11 protein-coding genes are annotated in these 16577 nt (G+C 35.0%); 3 read left to right on the forward strand and 8 right to left on the reverse strand.

What is annotated here, in order from left to right; genetic code table 11:
* The first annotated feature begins 885 nt into the window (after positions 1-885).
* Entirely contained in the window at positions 886-1848 is a 963-nt protein-coding gene (locus EHC72_RS18525) for a 2-hydroxyacid dehydrogenase (protein ID WP_317126358.1), read from the forward strand.
* Positions 1849-1925: 77 nt separating this feature from the next.
* Here EHC72_RS18525 and EHC72_RS18530 read toward each other — a convergent pair whose 3' ends face one another.
* From EHC72_RS18530 to mutL, 7 genes are all read right to left on the reverse strand, one after another.
* Complete coding sequence (locus tag EHC72_RS18530; RefSeq protein ID WP_131539199.1) at positions 1926-2774, reverse strand: hypothetical protein; 849 nt, start codon at positions 2772-2774, stop codon at positions 1926-1928.
* 189 nt (positions 2775-2963) lie between these two features.
* Positions 2964-5690 (reverse strand): peptidase associated/transthyretin-like domain-containing protein, encoded by a 2727-nt coding sequence (locus EHC72_RS18535; RefSeq protein ID WP_246029463.1) that lies wholly within the window; start codon positions 5688-5690, stop codon positions 2964-2966.
* An 845-nt stretch (positions 5691-6535) separates the two neighbouring features.
* Entirely contained in the window at positions 6536-7168 is a 633-nt protein-coding gene (locus EHC72_RS18540) for a nitroreductase family protein (protein WP_131539200.1), read from the reverse strand.
* A 115-nt stretch (positions 7169-7283) separates the two neighbouring features.
* Positions 7284-8393 carry an endonuclease/exonuclease/phosphatase family protein gene (locus EHC72_RS18545; RefSeq protein ID WP_131539201.1) on the reverse strand — a complete coding sequence of 370 codons (1110 nt, stop codon included), beginning with the start codon at positions 8391-8393 and terminating at the stop codon, positions 7284-7286.
* A complete protein-coding gene (locus tag EHC72_RS18550; protein WP_131539202.1) occupies positions 8393-9247 on the reverse strand; it encodes a rhomboid family intramembrane serine protease in 855 nt (284 codons plus the stop codon). Before EHC72_RS18550 ends, EHC72_RS18545 begins: the two co-directional genes overlap by 1 nt.
* Positions 9240-9953, reverse strand: a complete 714-nt coding sequence (locus EHC72_RS18555; protein WP_131539203.1) for a rhomboid family intramembrane serine protease — start codon at positions 9951-9953, stop codon at positions 9240-9242. The genes EHC72_RS18550 and EHC72_RS18555 overlap by 8 nt, the downstream gene beginning before the upstream one ends.
* A gap of 57 nt (positions 9954-10010) precedes the next feature.
* The gene (gene mutL / locus EHC72_RS18560; protein ID WP_131539204.1) at positions 10011-11861 is read right to left on the reverse strand and encodes a DNA mismatch repair endonuclease MutL; all 1851 of its coding nucleotides are present in this window, start codon (positions 11859-11861) and stop codon (positions 10011-10013) included.
* Between the two features lie 622 nt (positions 11862-12483).
* On the opposite strand from mutL, the gene EHC72_RS18565 reads away from it, so the two are divergent.
* Positions 12484-14115, forward strand: a complete 1632-nt coding sequence (locus tag EHC72_RS18565; protein WP_131539205.1) for an amidohydrolase — start codon at positions 12484-12486, stop codon at positions 14113-14115.
* The gene (locus EHC72_RS18570; RefSeq protein WP_131539206.1) at positions 14102-15919 is read left to right on the forward strand and encodes a serine hydrolase domain-containing protein; all 1818 of its coding nucleotides are present in this window, start codon (positions 14102-14104) and stop codon (positions 15917-15919) included. Before EHC72_RS18565 ends, EHC72_RS18570 begins: the two co-directional genes overlap by 14 nt.
* Before the next feature lie 40 nt (positions 15920-15959).
* On the opposite strand, the gene EHC72_RS18575 is transcribed toward EHC72_RS18570, so the two are convergent.
* A complete protein-coding gene (locus EHC72_RS18575; RefSeq protein WP_131539207.1) occupies positions 15960-16562 on the reverse strand; it encodes a tetratricopeptide repeat protein in 603 nt (200 codons plus the stop codon).
* Positions 16563-16577: the final 15 nt, after the last annotated feature.

Here is a 16577-nt window from a genome sequence, read left to right on the forward strand (position 1 = left end):
TGTCGGCTCGCAATTTTTCTGTTTAAGGTAGTGAGTGGGCTTTGATTGTGCTTCCCGAATAATTGACCATGCCGATTGGGAGCTTAACGAAGAAACAGTGGTTTGGACTTGTTAGTGTTTTAAGCGATCGCTAAACTAACTTTCAATTATTTACCATCTTTTCCGATTACGCCCGTCTGGCAAGACAAATCTTTATTCCGCTGCCGCGGTGGCTTTATTCTTTTTGACAACAAAAAGAACCAAAAATTGTCGGCTTGCAATTTTTCTGTTTAAGGTAGTGGGTAGGCTTGGATTGTGCTTCCCGAATAATTGACCATGCCGATTGGGAGCTTAACGAAGAAACAGTGGTTTGGATTTGTTAGTGTTTTAAGCAATCGCTAAACTAACTTTAATTAAAATCACTATCCTTCCCGATTACGCCAGGCATAGCAGCATTTCGCAGCATAGCTCATTATAATTCTTGTACTTAATTCGTTTTACGAATAACCAAAGGAATATGCAGCGGGCGCAGGATTGTGTTTTGGGCTAAGCCTCATATTACTGCAGTCAGAATTATAATGGTGCTATGTAAGAAAGGGTGCCAGCCTTGACTTTTGGGTACCTTTTTGTTAAGAAAAAGGTACGAAGCCTGTCTGGCAAGACAAATCTTTATTCCGCTGCCGCGGTGGCTTTATTCTTTTTGACAACAAAAAGAACCAAAAATTGTCGGCTTGCAATTTTTCTGTTTAAGGCAGTGGGTGGGATTAGACTGTGCTACCCGAATAATTGACTATGCCGATTTGGGGCTTAACGAAGAAACAGTACTTTAAATTTATTAGTAAATTAAAAGAGTAGTAAAAAAAATGACGATTAATAAAACTTCAATAAAACTACCTTTGTTAAAATATGATGAAAGTATTTATAAGCGGCAACATAGCCGAAAGCGGCATAAAACTACTCGAAGAAAACAATATCTCCATTACCCAATGGAAAGAGGGCAGACAAATTACAGCAGAAGAATTGATTAATGCTTGTAAACAAAACGATGCCCTAATTAGTGTTGGTCCTAACAAAATCAACGCAGACTTTTTAAATGCCTGCAAGCATTTAAAAGTAATAGCATTGCACTCCGTAGGTTTTGATAAAGTAGATATTAAAGAAGCAAAAAAATTAAACATCCCAATTGGTAACACACCAGGTGTTTTAAGTGGCGCCACGGCAGATACCGCCTTTTTGTTAATGCTTGCTGTTTCAAGAAAAGCATTTTATCTTCATAAAAAAATTATTAACGGGCAATGGCGTAATTATGAACCTGTACGAGAATTAGGCGTTGAGTTAAACGGCAAAACACTAGGTATTTTTGGTATGGGGAAAATAGGGCTGGAGATGGCTAAAAAATGTATTGGCGCTTACCAAATGCCTGTAATTTATCATAATAGAAATCGCAATGATGAAGCTGAGAAAGCCATTGGAGCAAAATATGTTTCCTTTGAAGAACTTTTAGCGCAAAGCGATATACTCTCGGTTCATACTGCACTAACTCCCGAAACTAAAGATAAATTTACATCGACAGTTTTTAAACAAATGAAACCATCTTCTATCTTCATTAATACCGCTAGAGGAGGAATTCATAACGAAAGTGATTTACTGGAGGCTTTACAAATAGGAGAAATATGGGGTGCCGGTTTGGACGTAACCAATCCTGAGCCTATGCAAAAAGACAATCCTTTATTAAATATGGAAAATGTAGCTATACTACCACATATAGGTTCGGCAACAATAGAAACCAGGACAGCAATGGCCAATATTATTGCGAAAAATATTATTGCAGGCTTAAAAGGGGAGCCTTTGCCTTACGAGGTTAAATAACAAAAAAGCTGCAATTACTTCTGTTAAATGCAGCTTTTCGACCTAAAATGAAAATAGTTTTTTAATATTTATCCAGATTATTTTCTATATAGAGGACATCTTTTTAATAAATATTCTAACGGATTGCTGTAAGAACCATCTACATTAGTGAAAAATGCTTTGTGGCTTTGGTTGTAAATACTGGCGTTATTATCCATATAAATATGCAAGCTTACACTTACCTCATAACGTTGGGCAGCATTGCTATAGCTAGAATTAGAGCTCGAAACACCTTTAACCTTGTCCCCATCATCTCTTTTAACTTTGGTATCCGAACTACCGCCCGAATAACTGGTTTGATAACCTTTAGTTTGTAAAACCGCACCATCTATAATGTATTCGACGCCCAAAATATCGCAGATATTCTTCATCGTAAAGCCCATTAGCTTTTCTTTGGTTACACCTGCCTGAATAAGCATTGCGTTGGTTGTTCTCGGATCAAGAATAGTGTAACCAGCTGAATGTTGACTTAATATTCCATAAGCATCTTCTTGTGCCTTGTAGCCAACTTGATCAGCGCCTTGCTGGTTATCCATAAGGAAAGTGAAAGGTAAAATGGCAATTTTATTGTGGTGATCTACAGGTGTTGCAGACATGGATACTACATCTTTTTGACGTTCTTGTGCAGGTAAAGATTGCTGATTAAAGATTTCCACTCTGCCACTGGCATGAATAATTTTTAAAATTTCTGATTTTTTTAATACATACTCTAAGGTTTCACCTTGGTATACAAAAGAAACATCATCGGGAGTTATTTTAGTTACTTTCCCTTTTAGTTCCTCTCCATTAATCTTTTGGATGATATCCAATTTCAGATTGGTTTTGGATTGAGCATAAACGTTTAATGATAGAATTGTGGCAATAGCCAATACGCAGAGCTGTTTCATATGGGATGATTTTATATCAAAAATAATAATTCTGCTGAGAATTTGTATAAATCTATACTTCGAATTTAAAGTGGAAATATTCTTATTCTGCTTATTGTTCTTTAAAATATAAGATTAGGTGGAGAAGAATTAAAAAAAAATGCCGGGTGAAAACATCCGGCATTGTGTAGAAAATATATAAACTAAATATTACTTTACAGTATATTTAAAAACCGAGCGACCTAAATTGCCACTTCCATCAATTCCTTCAACTACAACTTTATACTGTCCTCTGCCATCAGCATTGTAAAACTCAAAAGAAGCATTTCCACTTGCATCTGTTATTACTTTAGGATTCCAGTAAATTGTTGTTCTTAAATCATTACGGTTTAAGTTCGCTGGCACATCATATTTTGGCACATAAAATTGACGATCTTTATTATAACCCTGTGGCGAAAATGTAATTTCGTAATTTTTAGGTAACATATCTAGCAATTGACTTTTCGAAATCTTAGTACCCTTTGGAGCTTTTTTCTGATTAACCACAATAACGCCATTTACGTTGTTTGCCCTGTTTACAAGACCAAGTTCATCTCTTAAAAATACTTCTACTGATTCTATATTGCCAGCTTCTAGCGTATTCAGTTGGTTTACATCCATCATCATTCCATTTATAAATACGCCCATCGGTATTTTTTTGCCAGCGTTATAATCTCTAGAAACATAAAAATTATTATCCACAAACGTTACCCCCGGAAGCATAGTTTGCAGGCAATTAATTAATAAATTACAGCCTGTAAGTCTATCTCCAGAAATTTCATGATCGGCTATTTGACTTAATCCAGTTAATGCAGGGTAATCTTTATGGCTTACCTTAGGTATTGCTGCACCTTTAATGGTAATATCTTTCAATGTATGCAGATAAGAATATTGTTTTTGACTATTTGCCAGATAGGTTGTTAAGGCACTATCTATATTTAAAACTTCTTCAGGTGCATTTAAGCTTCTGCTAATGGTTGGGGTAGGCGATCCATTTAAACTAATTACCATCGCCTTATAGTTTGTATTATATTTTGCAGTAATGGTAACCTTAGATGAATCGTTAAAAACAAGGTTAGAAAATTTAAAATTGCCAACTGGATCTGTAGTGCCTTCTAAATTAAGGCGTTTATCAGGAACTGTTAATAAAAGCGCTCCTTTTCTTACCGGAATACCATTAGCCATTCTTAAAATACCTGTTACCTCAATACCTTGCTCAGGTAAAAAATCAACTTTAGGTAATTTGCCTGCAATAATATCAGTATAAGAATAACTACGGTAACCCTGAGTTAACAAAAGAACATCTAAATCTGCACTCTTCTTAGCATCGGTATTGTTAAAGTAATAATTAGGTTTTTCAATGTAACCTTTAACATCACTACTCAATAATAAGCCAGTAAAAATGGTGCTGGCTCCATCTTCATTAAAAGGAACTTTAGTTTCATCAATAACAGAAACTGAGAAATTGCCTGCAACTGGTAATGCATCTTTTTTAGCCGCTAAATTAATTTTAACCTTTTTCTTTACGCCATAAGCTGGCAATGGACTAGTTACATTTAAGGTTAAACCACTTTTATGTTGTACAAAAATAATTCGCTCACTAAGGGGTTTACCGTTTTCAGCAAATAGAGTAAATTGAGCAATACCTGCCGGAAACTTAGATTTTAAAATAGATGTAGAATATTCCTTACTTGAAAGTGCAGTTTGTGCGCCGTAGCAAATAACCCCTTTGCTTTGTGCAATTAGGTAAAACTTCTTGCCTTGATTTTGTTGAAAAAATACCTCATTAGAAGCAATTTTTACAATTATATTCTCTGGATTACTATTGTCGGCCACAATGGTAATACCTGAAGCATCTACAGCTGGCAATGTAGCATTTTGCGTTGTACCATCCGAATAAGTTACGGCAGCTTTATAGGTTTTACCAGCTTCGGCCGCTAATGTAAAAGTGCCCATGCCCAAATGTTGAGCTGTAAAAACTGCTACTTGTTTCCCATCATTATCCGTTACAATACCTTTAGCGCTAATACCCAAACCATCGCTTTTAATTGCTTTAAAGGCAACTTTAGTAGTTAACCCAGCAACTAGTTTGCCACCCTCAGGGAAAAACTGAATATCCTTACTTACAATAGCCGTTTTTAAAGGAAAGCTATTAGTAATTACATCTTTTTCTGTTGTATTGATACTGGTAATTAATTGGCCCTTTTGTAATTGATATTCAGCTTTTTGATTAGCTGTCATATTAATAGTTAAAAAGCCATTGGCATCTGTAGTTCCTCTACCTTTAGCAATTACAGTATAGCTTGTAACCACTTGCCAGCTTACATTTCTGTTGGCATATGGTTTATTGTTTGCATCTTTAAATTGGACGCGTGCATCAATCTTTTCCTGTTTATCTGTAGAAGAATTTTTCAGCGTAATATTTGTTTTAACTTCTTTATCAATTGCCTCACCCACAAAAAAGGCTTTATTGAAAAAAGCTGGATCACTTGCATTTAGCATCCACATGGTATAAGCACGAAGATGATAATTGCCTTGTTTATAATTTACCTGATCTAATGGAATGTTACCACTAGCTGTGCCATCAGTGAGGGGTAATTTTATGGTTTGAATAAGTGAATCTCGTTGATTGATTACATCAACATATATGATTTTACTTAATCCTGAGAGAAAATTTTGATTCTCGGTAACATAAGCTTTAAACCAGATGGTATCTGCTACGGCATAATAAGGCTTATCAAAATGCAAGTAAATTTTTTCTGCAGGATAGTCGTTTAAAACTTTATTGGTTTTATTAATTATGGTATTAATGCTAATGGTATCGGTTTGTGCCGATGAACTAAGGTTTAGTACTGATATAAAGGCAACTAATATTAATAAAACTCTAAAAATCTTCATGAATTGGAAATTAAATACTAAGAGGTAAATATATCCAATTATAAATAGAGCACCTAAAATGTTATCAGGTTTAACACTTTTTTACATTAAAATAATGCGGAGTTCCACTGCTACTGAGGCTTCTTTTCTTTTGTCACAAAAAGAAACAAAGTGTCGGCTTGCAATTTTTCTATTTAAGGCCGTAGGTATGCTTTGCTTGTGCTCCCGGAATAATTGACCATGCCGATTGGGAGCTTAAAGAAAAAACATTGGTTTGGACTTGTAAGGGAGGATACGCGATCGCTAAACTAACTTCAATTATATGACTATCATCTCCGATTACGCCTGGGCATAGCAGCATTTCGCAGAATAGCTCATTGGAATTCTTTGTACCTACTCCGTTTTACGAATAACCAAAGGAATATGCAGCGAGCGCAGGATTGCGTGTTGGGCTAAGCCTCATATTACTGCAGTCAGAATTATAATGTTGCTATGCAAGAAAGGATGCAAGCCCTGACTTTTGGGTACCTTTTTGTTAAGAAAAAGGTACAAAGCCCGTCTGGCAAGACAATTCTTTTTTCTCTGCCACGGTGGTTTCTTTTTCTTTTGTCACCAAAAGAAACAAAAGTGTCGGCTTGCAATTTTTCTATTTAAGAAAGTGGGTAGGATTTGATTGTGCCTCCCGAAAACTTGACCATGCCGATTGGGAGCTTAAAGAAGAAACAGTGGTTTGGACTTGTTGGCGAATTAAAAAGGTTGCTAAACCAATTCAAGATTTGTTAGGCATGATGAGCGTTTAAACAAAAAAAAAGGTTGCTTTATGGGCAACCTTTTTAATGCAATGATAAAAACTGCAAAATGTTAAATTATTTATACTCAATTAAAAACTCGTTTAAAGGCGTACGTACTTTTTTAAGATTTACTAACCAATCACCTTCAGCATCGCGATGCCCTAAAGGAAGTAAAGTAACACTACGTAAACCTTGTTTATCCAATCCTAATAATTTATCTAATTCAGGGCCATTAAAACCTTCCATTGGAGTAGCATCTACCTGTAAGCTTGCAGCCTCAGCAATTGCAATACCAAAACCAATGTAAGCCTGGCGAGCAGCGTGATTAAAGTTTTCTTCAGCCGTTCTTGATAAGATCATACCTTTTAACTGTGCTTTATATGCATCAGTTGCATTTTCAGGTAAGCCACGCTCAGCATTCATTCTGCTAAAAACGTTATCAATTCCTTCTTCCGTATAATTTTCGCTAGCAGCAAAAACCAATAGGTGAGAAGAATCTATAATTTGTGATTGGTTAAAAGCAATTGGAGCAATTTTTTCTTTCAACTCTTGGTTCGTAATCACGATAACTTTAAAAGGTTGTAAGCCAGATGAAGTAGGCGCTAAATGCGCAGCGGCTATAATTTTATCAACCTTTTCTTGATCAACTGGCTGACCATTCATTTTTTTAACGGCATAACGCCAGTTTAGGGCATCTATTAAGCTCATATTATAAGTTTTTTATTTTCTATTAATGAAACAAATATCACTAATAACTTAACACTCTTTGTTGATGTATGGTAAGAATTACCAGCACTATCTTAAAGGATACTGAATTAAAATTTTAATTAGGCAAAAATTTAATATCACTGCGCACAGGGAAATGATCTGATAGTTTAGCCTGTGTGATGTGGTAATTTAGAATTTCCAGTTGCTTGCTGGTGGCAATATAATCTATTTGGAAGTTAGGAAATTTGCCATTATAAGTTCTACCCAAGCCTGAGCCTTTTTTAATAAACGCGTTGTTTAAACCTGTTGTAATTTGAGTAACTACATACGAAGCAGGTGTATCGTTAAAATCGCCGGCAATTAAATATGGCGTTTCACAGGTCGCCATTTCTTTCTTCATAATATCCACCTGATTGCTTCTTTTTAGGAATGCACTTTTAAGCATTTTTAAAATTCTTTTTGATGGCTGAATCTCGGTGTTCATTTCTTTTACCTTATCCAAATAATCGTAATCCTGTTTTTCGAAAGAGATAGATTGAAAATGTACGTTATAAATTCTTAAAGTTTTTAAGCCCATTTGTAAATCTGCATAAATGCTCATATTGCCAGCAATGCCTTGTTCAAATGGTATTTTACCAGTATTTATGATTTTGTATTTAGAAAAAATAGCTAAACCATTTGCCTCGTACTCGTTTTTATTAGTGGGTACAAAATAATAATACTTAGTGTTTAATAAGGCTTTTAAGCTATCAATTGTATCAAAAGAGCCTTTATAACGCGTATAAAATTCCTGAAAGCAAATAATATCAGGGTTTTGATCTTTAACAACTTTCAACATTTTTTCTTTTACAGATTCAGTATTATTTTCTCCATAAAGTTTAAAACTGTGTACGTTATAAGTCATCATTCTGATGCTGCCCTCTGATTTTTCGGCACGCCCTTCGCTACCACCAAAAGCAAGTGTAGCCCTAAGGGTTTTATAACCAAAAGCAATTACGGCTAAAGTAAGAATTGCAAAAAGCCACTTTTTATTGAGCGACCACCAAATTAGAAGGATAACATTTCCTAGTAGCGAGAAAGGGTAAGCCAACCCAAAAAAGGCAATTATTGCATGCTTGCGAGGATCCATACTTCCTGCCAAAGTACCAAGCAGCAGAAAAATAGCCAATACAATAGCAATGGGTATAAGTAATTTATCAAAGAAACTATATTTCTTTTTTGCCATTAATCTTTACTCGCTTTAAAAAGTTTTTCTTTCTCTACTGCTGATAATTTATCATAACCAGAGGTAGAAATTTTATCTAAAATGGCATCAATTTCCTGTTGAGATACACCTTTAAACTCTGCTTTTTTAATTGGTTGTTCATTTCTAACTACTCTTAGTTTAGGCTTGCGCTCAAATAATTTGCTCCAGTCAGTTCCGCTTTGCAGGCTTTTAATAAAAGCAAAGCCTAAAAATGCACCACCTAAATGCGCCAAACTTCCACCAGCATTTGAAGAAGTAATGCCTATAATATCTAAAATAATATACACTATTGCTAGATATTTAATTTTAACCTCTCCAAAAAACATTAAAAAAATTGAGTAATTAGGAACCAGGGTAGCTGTAGCCACAATTATAGCCATAACTGCTGCTGATGCTCCAATAAGAATAGCAGAATTTATAGAAGAGGCAAAAAATGGAAAAATATTAAACGCAGCTACATAAAAAACGGCACCTGCTAAACCTCCTGCTATGTAAATAAAATGAAATTGTCGGGCTTTTAGAAAGTTCATAAATATGTTTCCGAACCAGAAAAGACCTATCATATTAAAAAGTAAGTGCAAAAAGCCAGCATGAAAAAACATATAAGTAATTGCCGTATAAAAATGAGTAGGCAATGCCGATAATGCTGCAGGTAAGCCCAGATATTCGCCAATCCAAGTATATATATTAAATGGTATACCACCCAATAAGCAGAAAACTGATATTAAGGCAGGTACCACAAATAAAATAACATTTATACCAATGTAAAAAAACAGTGGATTATCCGATTGGAATATTTTAAACTTTAAATCCTTAAAAATATTGTTATTCATACAGCGTATAAAAATTATCTTTTTTATCCTTCCATAATTTAACCAGAATAAATCCAATTAAAGCGCCACCTAAGTGTGCATAATGGGCAATAGAATCACCTTGTATTTGTGCTACACCTAAAGAAAGTTCTATTAAAATATAAACAGGGATAATGTACTTAGCTTTAACCGGAACCGGAATAAACATAATTAAAAGTTCTGCATTAGGATAAAGCATTCCGAAGGCAACTAAAAGTCCAAAAATGGCACCAGAAGCACCTAACATGGGGCCAAAATAAATTTCCCCCAATAATTTAAATTCATCTTTACTCTTAGGTACATAAATCGTTATGTCTGAAATCCAATGCCCAGTTACTGAATATATTTCGTAAGATTGAACGGCCCATTGAAGGGCTAGTGCACCAAGTCCTGTTAAAAGATAAAATATTATAAATTTTTTACTTCCCCATCTGGTTTCTAATAAGCTTCCAAAACTATATAGAGCAAACATATTAAATATGATATGGAAATAGTTTTGTGGACTATGCATAAACATGTATGTTATGGGTTGCCAGATTTGAAACTTTGGAGAGTTAAAGAAGTAGACAGCAAACCAATTAATCAAAGGATAAGTACCATTTTGGTTAAATACTAGTGTAGCTGCAAAAAATAGAATATTAATAATCAGCAGGTTTTTTACTACTGGTGGTATATGTATGTTGTTCATTTATGGTATTGTTATTCTAATTAAGCTTATTTAAAGCTTTTCGCTTCATTTTACTTATTACTTTTCAAATTTCTTATCCAGCTCTGCCAAAGTAATGGTTTGTATAATTGGTTTTCCACTTACGCTAAAGTTAGGTGTTTTGCAGCCAAAAAGCTCATCAATAAGGGTGTTCATTTCTTCCTGACTTAGTGCTGTTCCTGCTTTTATAGCACTATTTTTTGCTAAACTGCGGGCCAAGCTATCACGTTTGTTTAATTTAAGTTCTTGTTGTGAGTTTTTAAAGCCCTCAATAAGCTGTTCAAATAATTGCGTTTCATTTATATTACTGCTGCCTAAATCAACAGGAATACCTTCAACCACTAACGTGTTTTTACCAAATTCGCGTACATCAAAGCCTAAACTTTTTATATCATCCAATAAACTTTTAGCCAATTCAAAATCATTGGCGTTTAAGGTTATCGTTTGCGGAAATAAACTTTGCTGTGAAGCCCCTTTGCGATCATCAAGATGTACGAGAAATCGCTCGTAAAGGATTCGCTCATGTGCCATTTGCTGATCGATAACCATTAAACCCGATTTAATTTGAGATACAATATAGCGATTGTGCAACTGCATATATTGCTTTTGCTTAGTTTCTAAAACAGTATCATCAGCATAAAATGAAGTTTGTTCTACAGTAGGTTGTTGCGTTACTTCATACAATGAACCCCAGTTTTTAGTACTTGGTTTGGCTTCATAACTTCTTGGTGCGCTATTAGCCGCAGTAGTATAACCCAAACCAACTTCGCTTTTATCACTTGCAAAAGGGTTAAAATCAGGATTAAAGTTAATGCTTGGTGGAACAATATCTTCCACCGCTTTTGGTGTAATCATATTGCTGAAACCAGTTTCCTGATCAAAATCAAGCGTTGGCGCAATATTATAACGACCGATTGATCTTTTTACAGCCGATTTTAAAATGGCGTAAATAGATTTCTCATCAAGGTATTTTATTTCTGTTTTGGTTGGATGAACGTTAACATCAATTTTTGCAGGATCAATTTCTATAAATAAAACATAAAGTGGATAACTGTCATCAGGTAAAAGATCTTCAAAAGCCGAACTTACTGCATGATTTAAATACGGATCTTTAATAAAACGATTGTTTACGAAGAAAAACTGCTCTCCCCTTGTTTTTTTAGCGAAGGCAGGTTTTCCAATATATCCTTTTAGGTTAATAATGGTTGTATCCTCTTCAACAGGAACTAAACGTTCGTTATAATTGTTGCCAAACAAATGAACAATACGTTGCTTTAAATTTCCTTTTGGTAAATTAAAAATCTCTACGCCATCATGGTGCAAGCTAAAAAATACAGCTGGATGAGCTAAAGCCACACGTTGAAACTCGTCAATAATATGGCGCATTTCTACCGGATTGCTCTTTAAGAAATTTCTTCTGGCAGGGGTATTAAAGAATAAATTTTTAATGGCTATTTGTGTGCCTGGTGAAGTTGCTACAGGTTCCTGATTAATAATTTGAGCACCTTCAATACTAATGCAAGTGCCAATTTCATCCTCATGCCTTCGGGTTTTCATTTCAACCTGCGCAATGGCTGCAATAGATGCCATTGCCTCGCCACGGAAACCCATAGTACGAATGGCAAACAAATCTTCGGCCTTTTTTACCTTAGAAGTTGCATGGCGCTCAAAGCACATTCTGGCATCGGTAACGCTCATACCACAGCCATTATCAATGATCTGAATTAATGCTTTACCTGCATCTTTTATCACCAGTTGGATTTTATCTGCTCCGGCATCAATAGAATTTTCAAGCAATTCTTTTACCGCAGAAGCAGGTCTTTGAACAACTTCTCCGGCAGCAATCTGGTTGGCAACAGCATCAGGTAATAAATGAATAATATCAGTCATGTATAAAGGCAATGTGAAATTGCTAAATTATACAAAATAAGCTTAAGGCTGGTGCTTTGTTTAAAACTCAACACATAAATGACTGTAGTTAAAGCTTTAAAATTAGCCGCTTTGATAAAAAAGTAAAAGCGACCCGAATCCATATCTTTAGTCTATTTATTTGCACATGTTTATTTTTTGGAAAGCAAAGTCTGTGAATCTTTTGAAAATTGCTCCCCGCTTTTCGCTATAGTCCCGATGAAAAATCGGGAGCTGCCGCTGCAATCGGGTTTAAGTACACCGTTTTTGTCGTAAAATGAATGGAGCAAATCGACTTATTCATCACCAATCACTTATTTGTAAACCCGATCTGAGTGAATGCTACAGATTTTTATCTGGGCAGAAACGTGAGCGGGACTGCTTTAAGTAAAATGCTAAATCCGTTCATTTCCAAATTTTACAAGCTTACGGATTTTTGAAAATTGTTTCTCGCTTTTTACTAAGGTTTTGATAAAAATCGACCGTTACTTTTGCCATTAGGTTTATTATTTAAGATTAAATTTTACACGTTCAGTTTTAAAATGCTTTTCTGTATAACCGAATTTACAAAGCAAACTAAATTCAATTTTCTATCTTTATCAATATGAAATCCTTAAGCTACGCACTAATTGTTATTGCTTTTTTAACTGCTTGTAGTAAGAAAAAAGCCGATTTAATTATTTACAACACTAAAGTTTACACCGTAAATTCAAACTTCGATACGGTTGAAGCCTTTGCGGTAAAAGATGGTAAAATTTTGGCTATTGGAAAAAGCGAGGAAATTAGAAAACAATATACCGCAACAGATGAAATTGATGCAACAGGAAAAGTTGTTTATCCAGGTTTTATAGATGCCCATGCACATTTTTTTGGTTACGGACAAAGTTTGCAAACGGCTGATTTACGAGAAACCAAATCTTGGGAAGAAGTAGGCCAACGTTTAGTTGCTTTTGCAAAAACGCATCCCGATGGTTGGCTAATTGGCAATGGCTGGGATCAAAACGATTGGGCGGATAAATCTTTTCCAACAAATGAGCAGCTGAATAAATTGTTTCCTAATCGGCCTGTGTTTTTAAATCGTATTGATGGACATGCAGCTGTAGCTAATCAAAAAGCATTGGATGAAGCTGGAATAAAGCAAGCTGAAAAGTTAATTGGAGGAGATATGCTTACAAAAAATGGTAAGCTAACTGGCGTTTTGATTGATAATGCTGTTTCATTGGTTGAAAAGAAAATTCCTTCTCCTGATGCCAAACAAGCAGAAAAAATATTGCTTGATGCACAACGAAATTGCTTCGCCGCTGGCTTAACAACAATTGATGACTGTGGATTGGGCTTTGAAGCTGTAGATTTTATAGAGAAACTACAGTCTGCCAATAAGTTAAAAATGCGGTTGTATATAATGCTGAGCGATGCGCCGCAAAACTATGATTATCTATTTAAACGAGGTGCAATTAAAACTGATCGATTAAATGTAAGGGCTTTTAAAGTTTATGCAGATGGTGCTTTAGGCTCTCGTGGGGCTTGTCTTTTACATCCTTATAGTGATATGCCAGGTAAGAGTGGCTTTTTGTTGAGTGATAAGAAGCATTTTGAAGAAGTTGCCATCAAAATTGCCGAACATAATTTTCAAATGTGTACACATGCCATCGGTGATTCTGCAAATCGTGTGATGTTAAATATTTATAATAAAGTTTTAAAGGGTAAAAACGATAAACGTTGGCGTATAGAACATGCACAGGTAATTAATGCAAATGATTTTAATTTGTTTGGAAAAGCGAGCATTATTCCTTCGGTACAGCCAACTCACGCCACATCCGATATGTATTGGGCGGGCCAACGTTTGGGTGCTAAACGATTAAAAGATGCGTACGCTTACAAACAGTTATTAAAACAAAATGGATGGATTCCACTTGGAACAGATTTTCCTGTCGAAAACATTAATCCATTATTAACGTTTTATGCTGCAACGGTAAGAGAAGATGCAAAAGGTTTTCCGGCAGGAGGTTTTCAAATGGAAAATGCCCTTACACCTGAAGAAGCTTTAAAAGGAATGACCATTTGGGCCGCTAAAGCTAATTTTGAAGAAAAAGAAAAAGGAAGTATTGAAGCTGGAAAGCTTGCCGATTTTGTTATTTTAGACGCCGATATTTTAAAATCAACACCACAACAATTACTAAAAACCAAAGTTTTAAAAACCTACCTGAACGGAGAAAAAGTATATGAAGCGAAATAGATTGTTCATCCTGGCGGCTGCAAGTTTCTTTAATGTTTTATGCCTTATGGCTTGTGCACAGGAGCACGCTCAAAATGAAAAGAAATTAACCATTAATAATGAAATTGCCCGTAAAACGGTTCTACTAAATAATCAAGATTCTATAATTCCATTAAAATCATTAGATAAAAAAACTATAGCATCTGTAAGCCTTGGGTTTGCTTTTAGTTCGGTTTTTGATAGTTTGGCAAATAAATATGATCAAGTAACGTCCTTTTCAGCAGTTTCTTATCCAGATACTTCAAACTTAAATGATTTAGAAGATGACTTGAAATACTTTAATACTATTCTAGTTTCTGTTGATAATCAAAATATAAATAAGGCCAAGTATGTTAATTTTATAAATAACATTAGTAAAACTAAAAAGGTTATTATTTCCTTTTTTGGAGATGGAATAGGTTTGAAATCGTTCGATTTACTTAAAATGCCTATAATATGGACGCAAGATAATTCTGCGGATGCCGCAGCTATAGTGCCTCAGTATATTTTTGGAGGGATTGGTGCCAGCAATAAGCTAACTACAAATTACTCGGGCAAGTATACCATTGGCTCTGGTTATACCACCGTTGCAACACGTTTAAAATATACAGTGCCTGAAGATGCTGGCTTAAACTCCAATAGCTTAAAAGAGATAGATGATATTGCTGCCGAGGCGATAAGCCAAAAGGCAACACCTGGTTTAGTTGTTTTAGTAGCTAAAGATGGTAAGGTGATTTTTAATAAAGCTTACGGAAATCATACTTACACGGATAATGTACCTGATAAAGTAACTGATATTTTCGATTTAGCATCTGTTACTAAAATTACGGCAACTACTCCAGCTGTAATGCGTTTATTTGAAGAAGCCAAACTAAAATTGGATACCAATATTGCCGCCTATATTCCAAAGGCACGTACTACACCAATGAGTAATATTCAGGTTAGAGAAGTAATGCTGCATCAGGCAGGCTTTATTCCCTACATTCCTTTTCATGATTATGTAAAAACCGGCGATTATAGTAGAGATTCTTCTGCCGCTTTTCCAACAAAGGTTGCAGATAATTATTACATTAAAAAGGGCTTCTTTAAAGATTTTATGTGGCCTAAAATGCTTAATTCTCCAATTAAAACCCGTGGGCAATATGTTTATAGCGACATTAGTATGTACGTTATGAAAGATATTGTTGAGCACATTAGTGAAGAGCCACTTAACCAATATGTAAACGAAAACTTTTACAAACCATTGGGGATGCAAATGGCAGGCTTTTTACCAAGAAACAGATTTAAGCCCGAACAAATTATACCTACGGAAGATGATAAATATTTTAGAAAAACATTACTTGTAGGTTATGTGCACGATCAGGGAGCGGCTTTAGCAGGTGGTGTTTCTGGTCATGCTGGTTTATTTGCAAATAGTAATGATATGGCTATTTTTTATCAAATGCTGTTAAACCGTGGTACATATGGCGGTACGCAATATTTTAAAGCTCAAACGGTAGATATGTTTACCTCAAAGCAATCTAATGTAAGCCGACGTGGTTTAGGGTTCGATCGCTGGGATCCAGATAGTACCAAACATTATCCTTCAAATTTGGCCTCGCCACAAACTTATGGGCATACAGGTTATACTGGCACATGTGTTTGGGTTGATCCTTCGAGAGGATTAGTTTATATATTCTTATCAAATCGTGTTAATCCAACCGTAACGGATAAGTTATCTAATTTAAAAATCAGAGGTCGTATTCAGGATGTTGTGAATAAAGCCATTGATGATTCTAAGAAATAAAACATAAAAAAGGGTAAGACTAAAATCTTACCCTTTTTTATTATTCATCATCCAAAAGTGTTACGCAGTTTTCTGCTAGCTTTTTAAGTCTGGTATCTAATGTAGTAATGGATTGAGGGGCTTTTATACTTTTGTAATAGAAATTAATCATTGCTAATGTTTCTTCATCCGGATCGCAAGCCTGTGCTTTTTCCAGGTATGATAAAGTAATTAAAGCTTCTTTTTTGTATTCTGCCAAATATTGATTGTATAATGGAATATTTTTTTGCTTACCTGCTTCATTTAATTTGCCTGATAAGATATTAGCTTTTTCTAACCTCATAGCGGCAAGTGCTCTGTAAGGAACATAATACCCTGGTACAATTTTAATGCAATCTTTGTAATAAGGAACTGATTTTTCTGGTTGCCCGGTTTCTTCATAAAGGCGACCCAAATGGAAATTTATATTGGCAATTTGTTTTTCATTTAATTCGGTTTTATGCTCTAAAAGATCTAACGCCTTCGTTATGGCTTCTTTTTGTTGCCCCGGCACCATTCTAACCTGAGTATAGTCCCAATATTTTTCCTTTACCGTTGAAGTTTGTGAAAAAGTCAGTTTTGTAATTAATAATAGAAATAAGCAGAGTGTTAATCTTTTAGTCATTGGTTTTATAATAAG

It is taken from the genome of Pedobacter nototheniae (assembly GCF_004335085.1).
In the GTDB taxonomy this organism is placed as follows: domain Bacteria; phylum Bacteroidota; class Bacteroidia; order Sphingobacteriales; family Sphingobacteriaceae; genus Pedobacter; species Pedobacter nototheniae.

What these genes read in the sequence shown, in the direction of transcription:
- EHC72_RS18525 (WP_317126358.1), top strand. Translation starts at nt 886, where the DNA reads ATGATGAAAGTATTTATAAGCGGCAACATAGCCGAAAGCGGCATAAAA.
- EHC72_RS18535 (WP_246029463.1), bottom strand. Translation starts at nt 5,690, where the DNA reads ATGAAGATTTTTAGAGTTTTATTAATATTAGTTGCCTTTATATCAGTA.
- EHC72_RS18570 (WP_131539206.1), top strand. Translation starts at nt 14,102, where the DNA reads ATGAAGCGAAATAGATTGTTCATCCTGGCGGCTGCAAGTTTCTTTAAT.
- EHC72_RS18530 (WP_131539199.1), bottom strand. Translation starts at nt 2,774, where the DNA reads ATGAAACAGCTCTGCGTATTGGCTATTGCCACAATTCTATCATTAAAC.
- EHC72_RS18540 (WP_131539200.1), bottom strand. Translation starts at nt 7,168, where the DNA reads ATGAGCTTAATAGATGCCCTAAACTGGCGTTATGCCGTTAAAAAAATG.
- EHC72_RS18545 (WP_131539201.1), bottom strand. Translation starts at nt 8,393, where the DNA reads ATGGCAAAAAAGAAATATAGTTTCTTTGATAAATTACTTATACCCATT.
- EHC72_RS18550 (WP_131539202.1), bottom strand. Translation starts at nt 9,247, where the DNA reads ATGAATAACAATATTTTTAAGGATTTAAAGTTTAAAATATTCCAATCG.
- EHC72_RS18555 (WP_131539203.1), bottom strand. Translation starts at nt 9,953, where the DNA reads ATGAACAACATACATATACCACCAGTAGTAAAAAACCTGCTGATTATT.
- EHC72_RS18565 (WP_131539205.1), top strand. Translation starts at nt 12,484, where the DNA reads ATGAAATCCTTAAGCTACGCACTAATTGTTATTGCTTTTTTAACTGCT.
- mutL (WP_131539204.1), bottom strand. Translation starts at nt 11,861, where the DNA reads ATGACTGATATTATTCATTTATTACCTGATGCTGTTGCCAACCAGATT.
- EHC72_RS18575 (WP_131539207.1), bottom strand. Translation starts at nt 16,562, where the DNA reads ATGACTAAAAGATTAACACTCTGCTTATTTCTATTATTAATTACAAAA.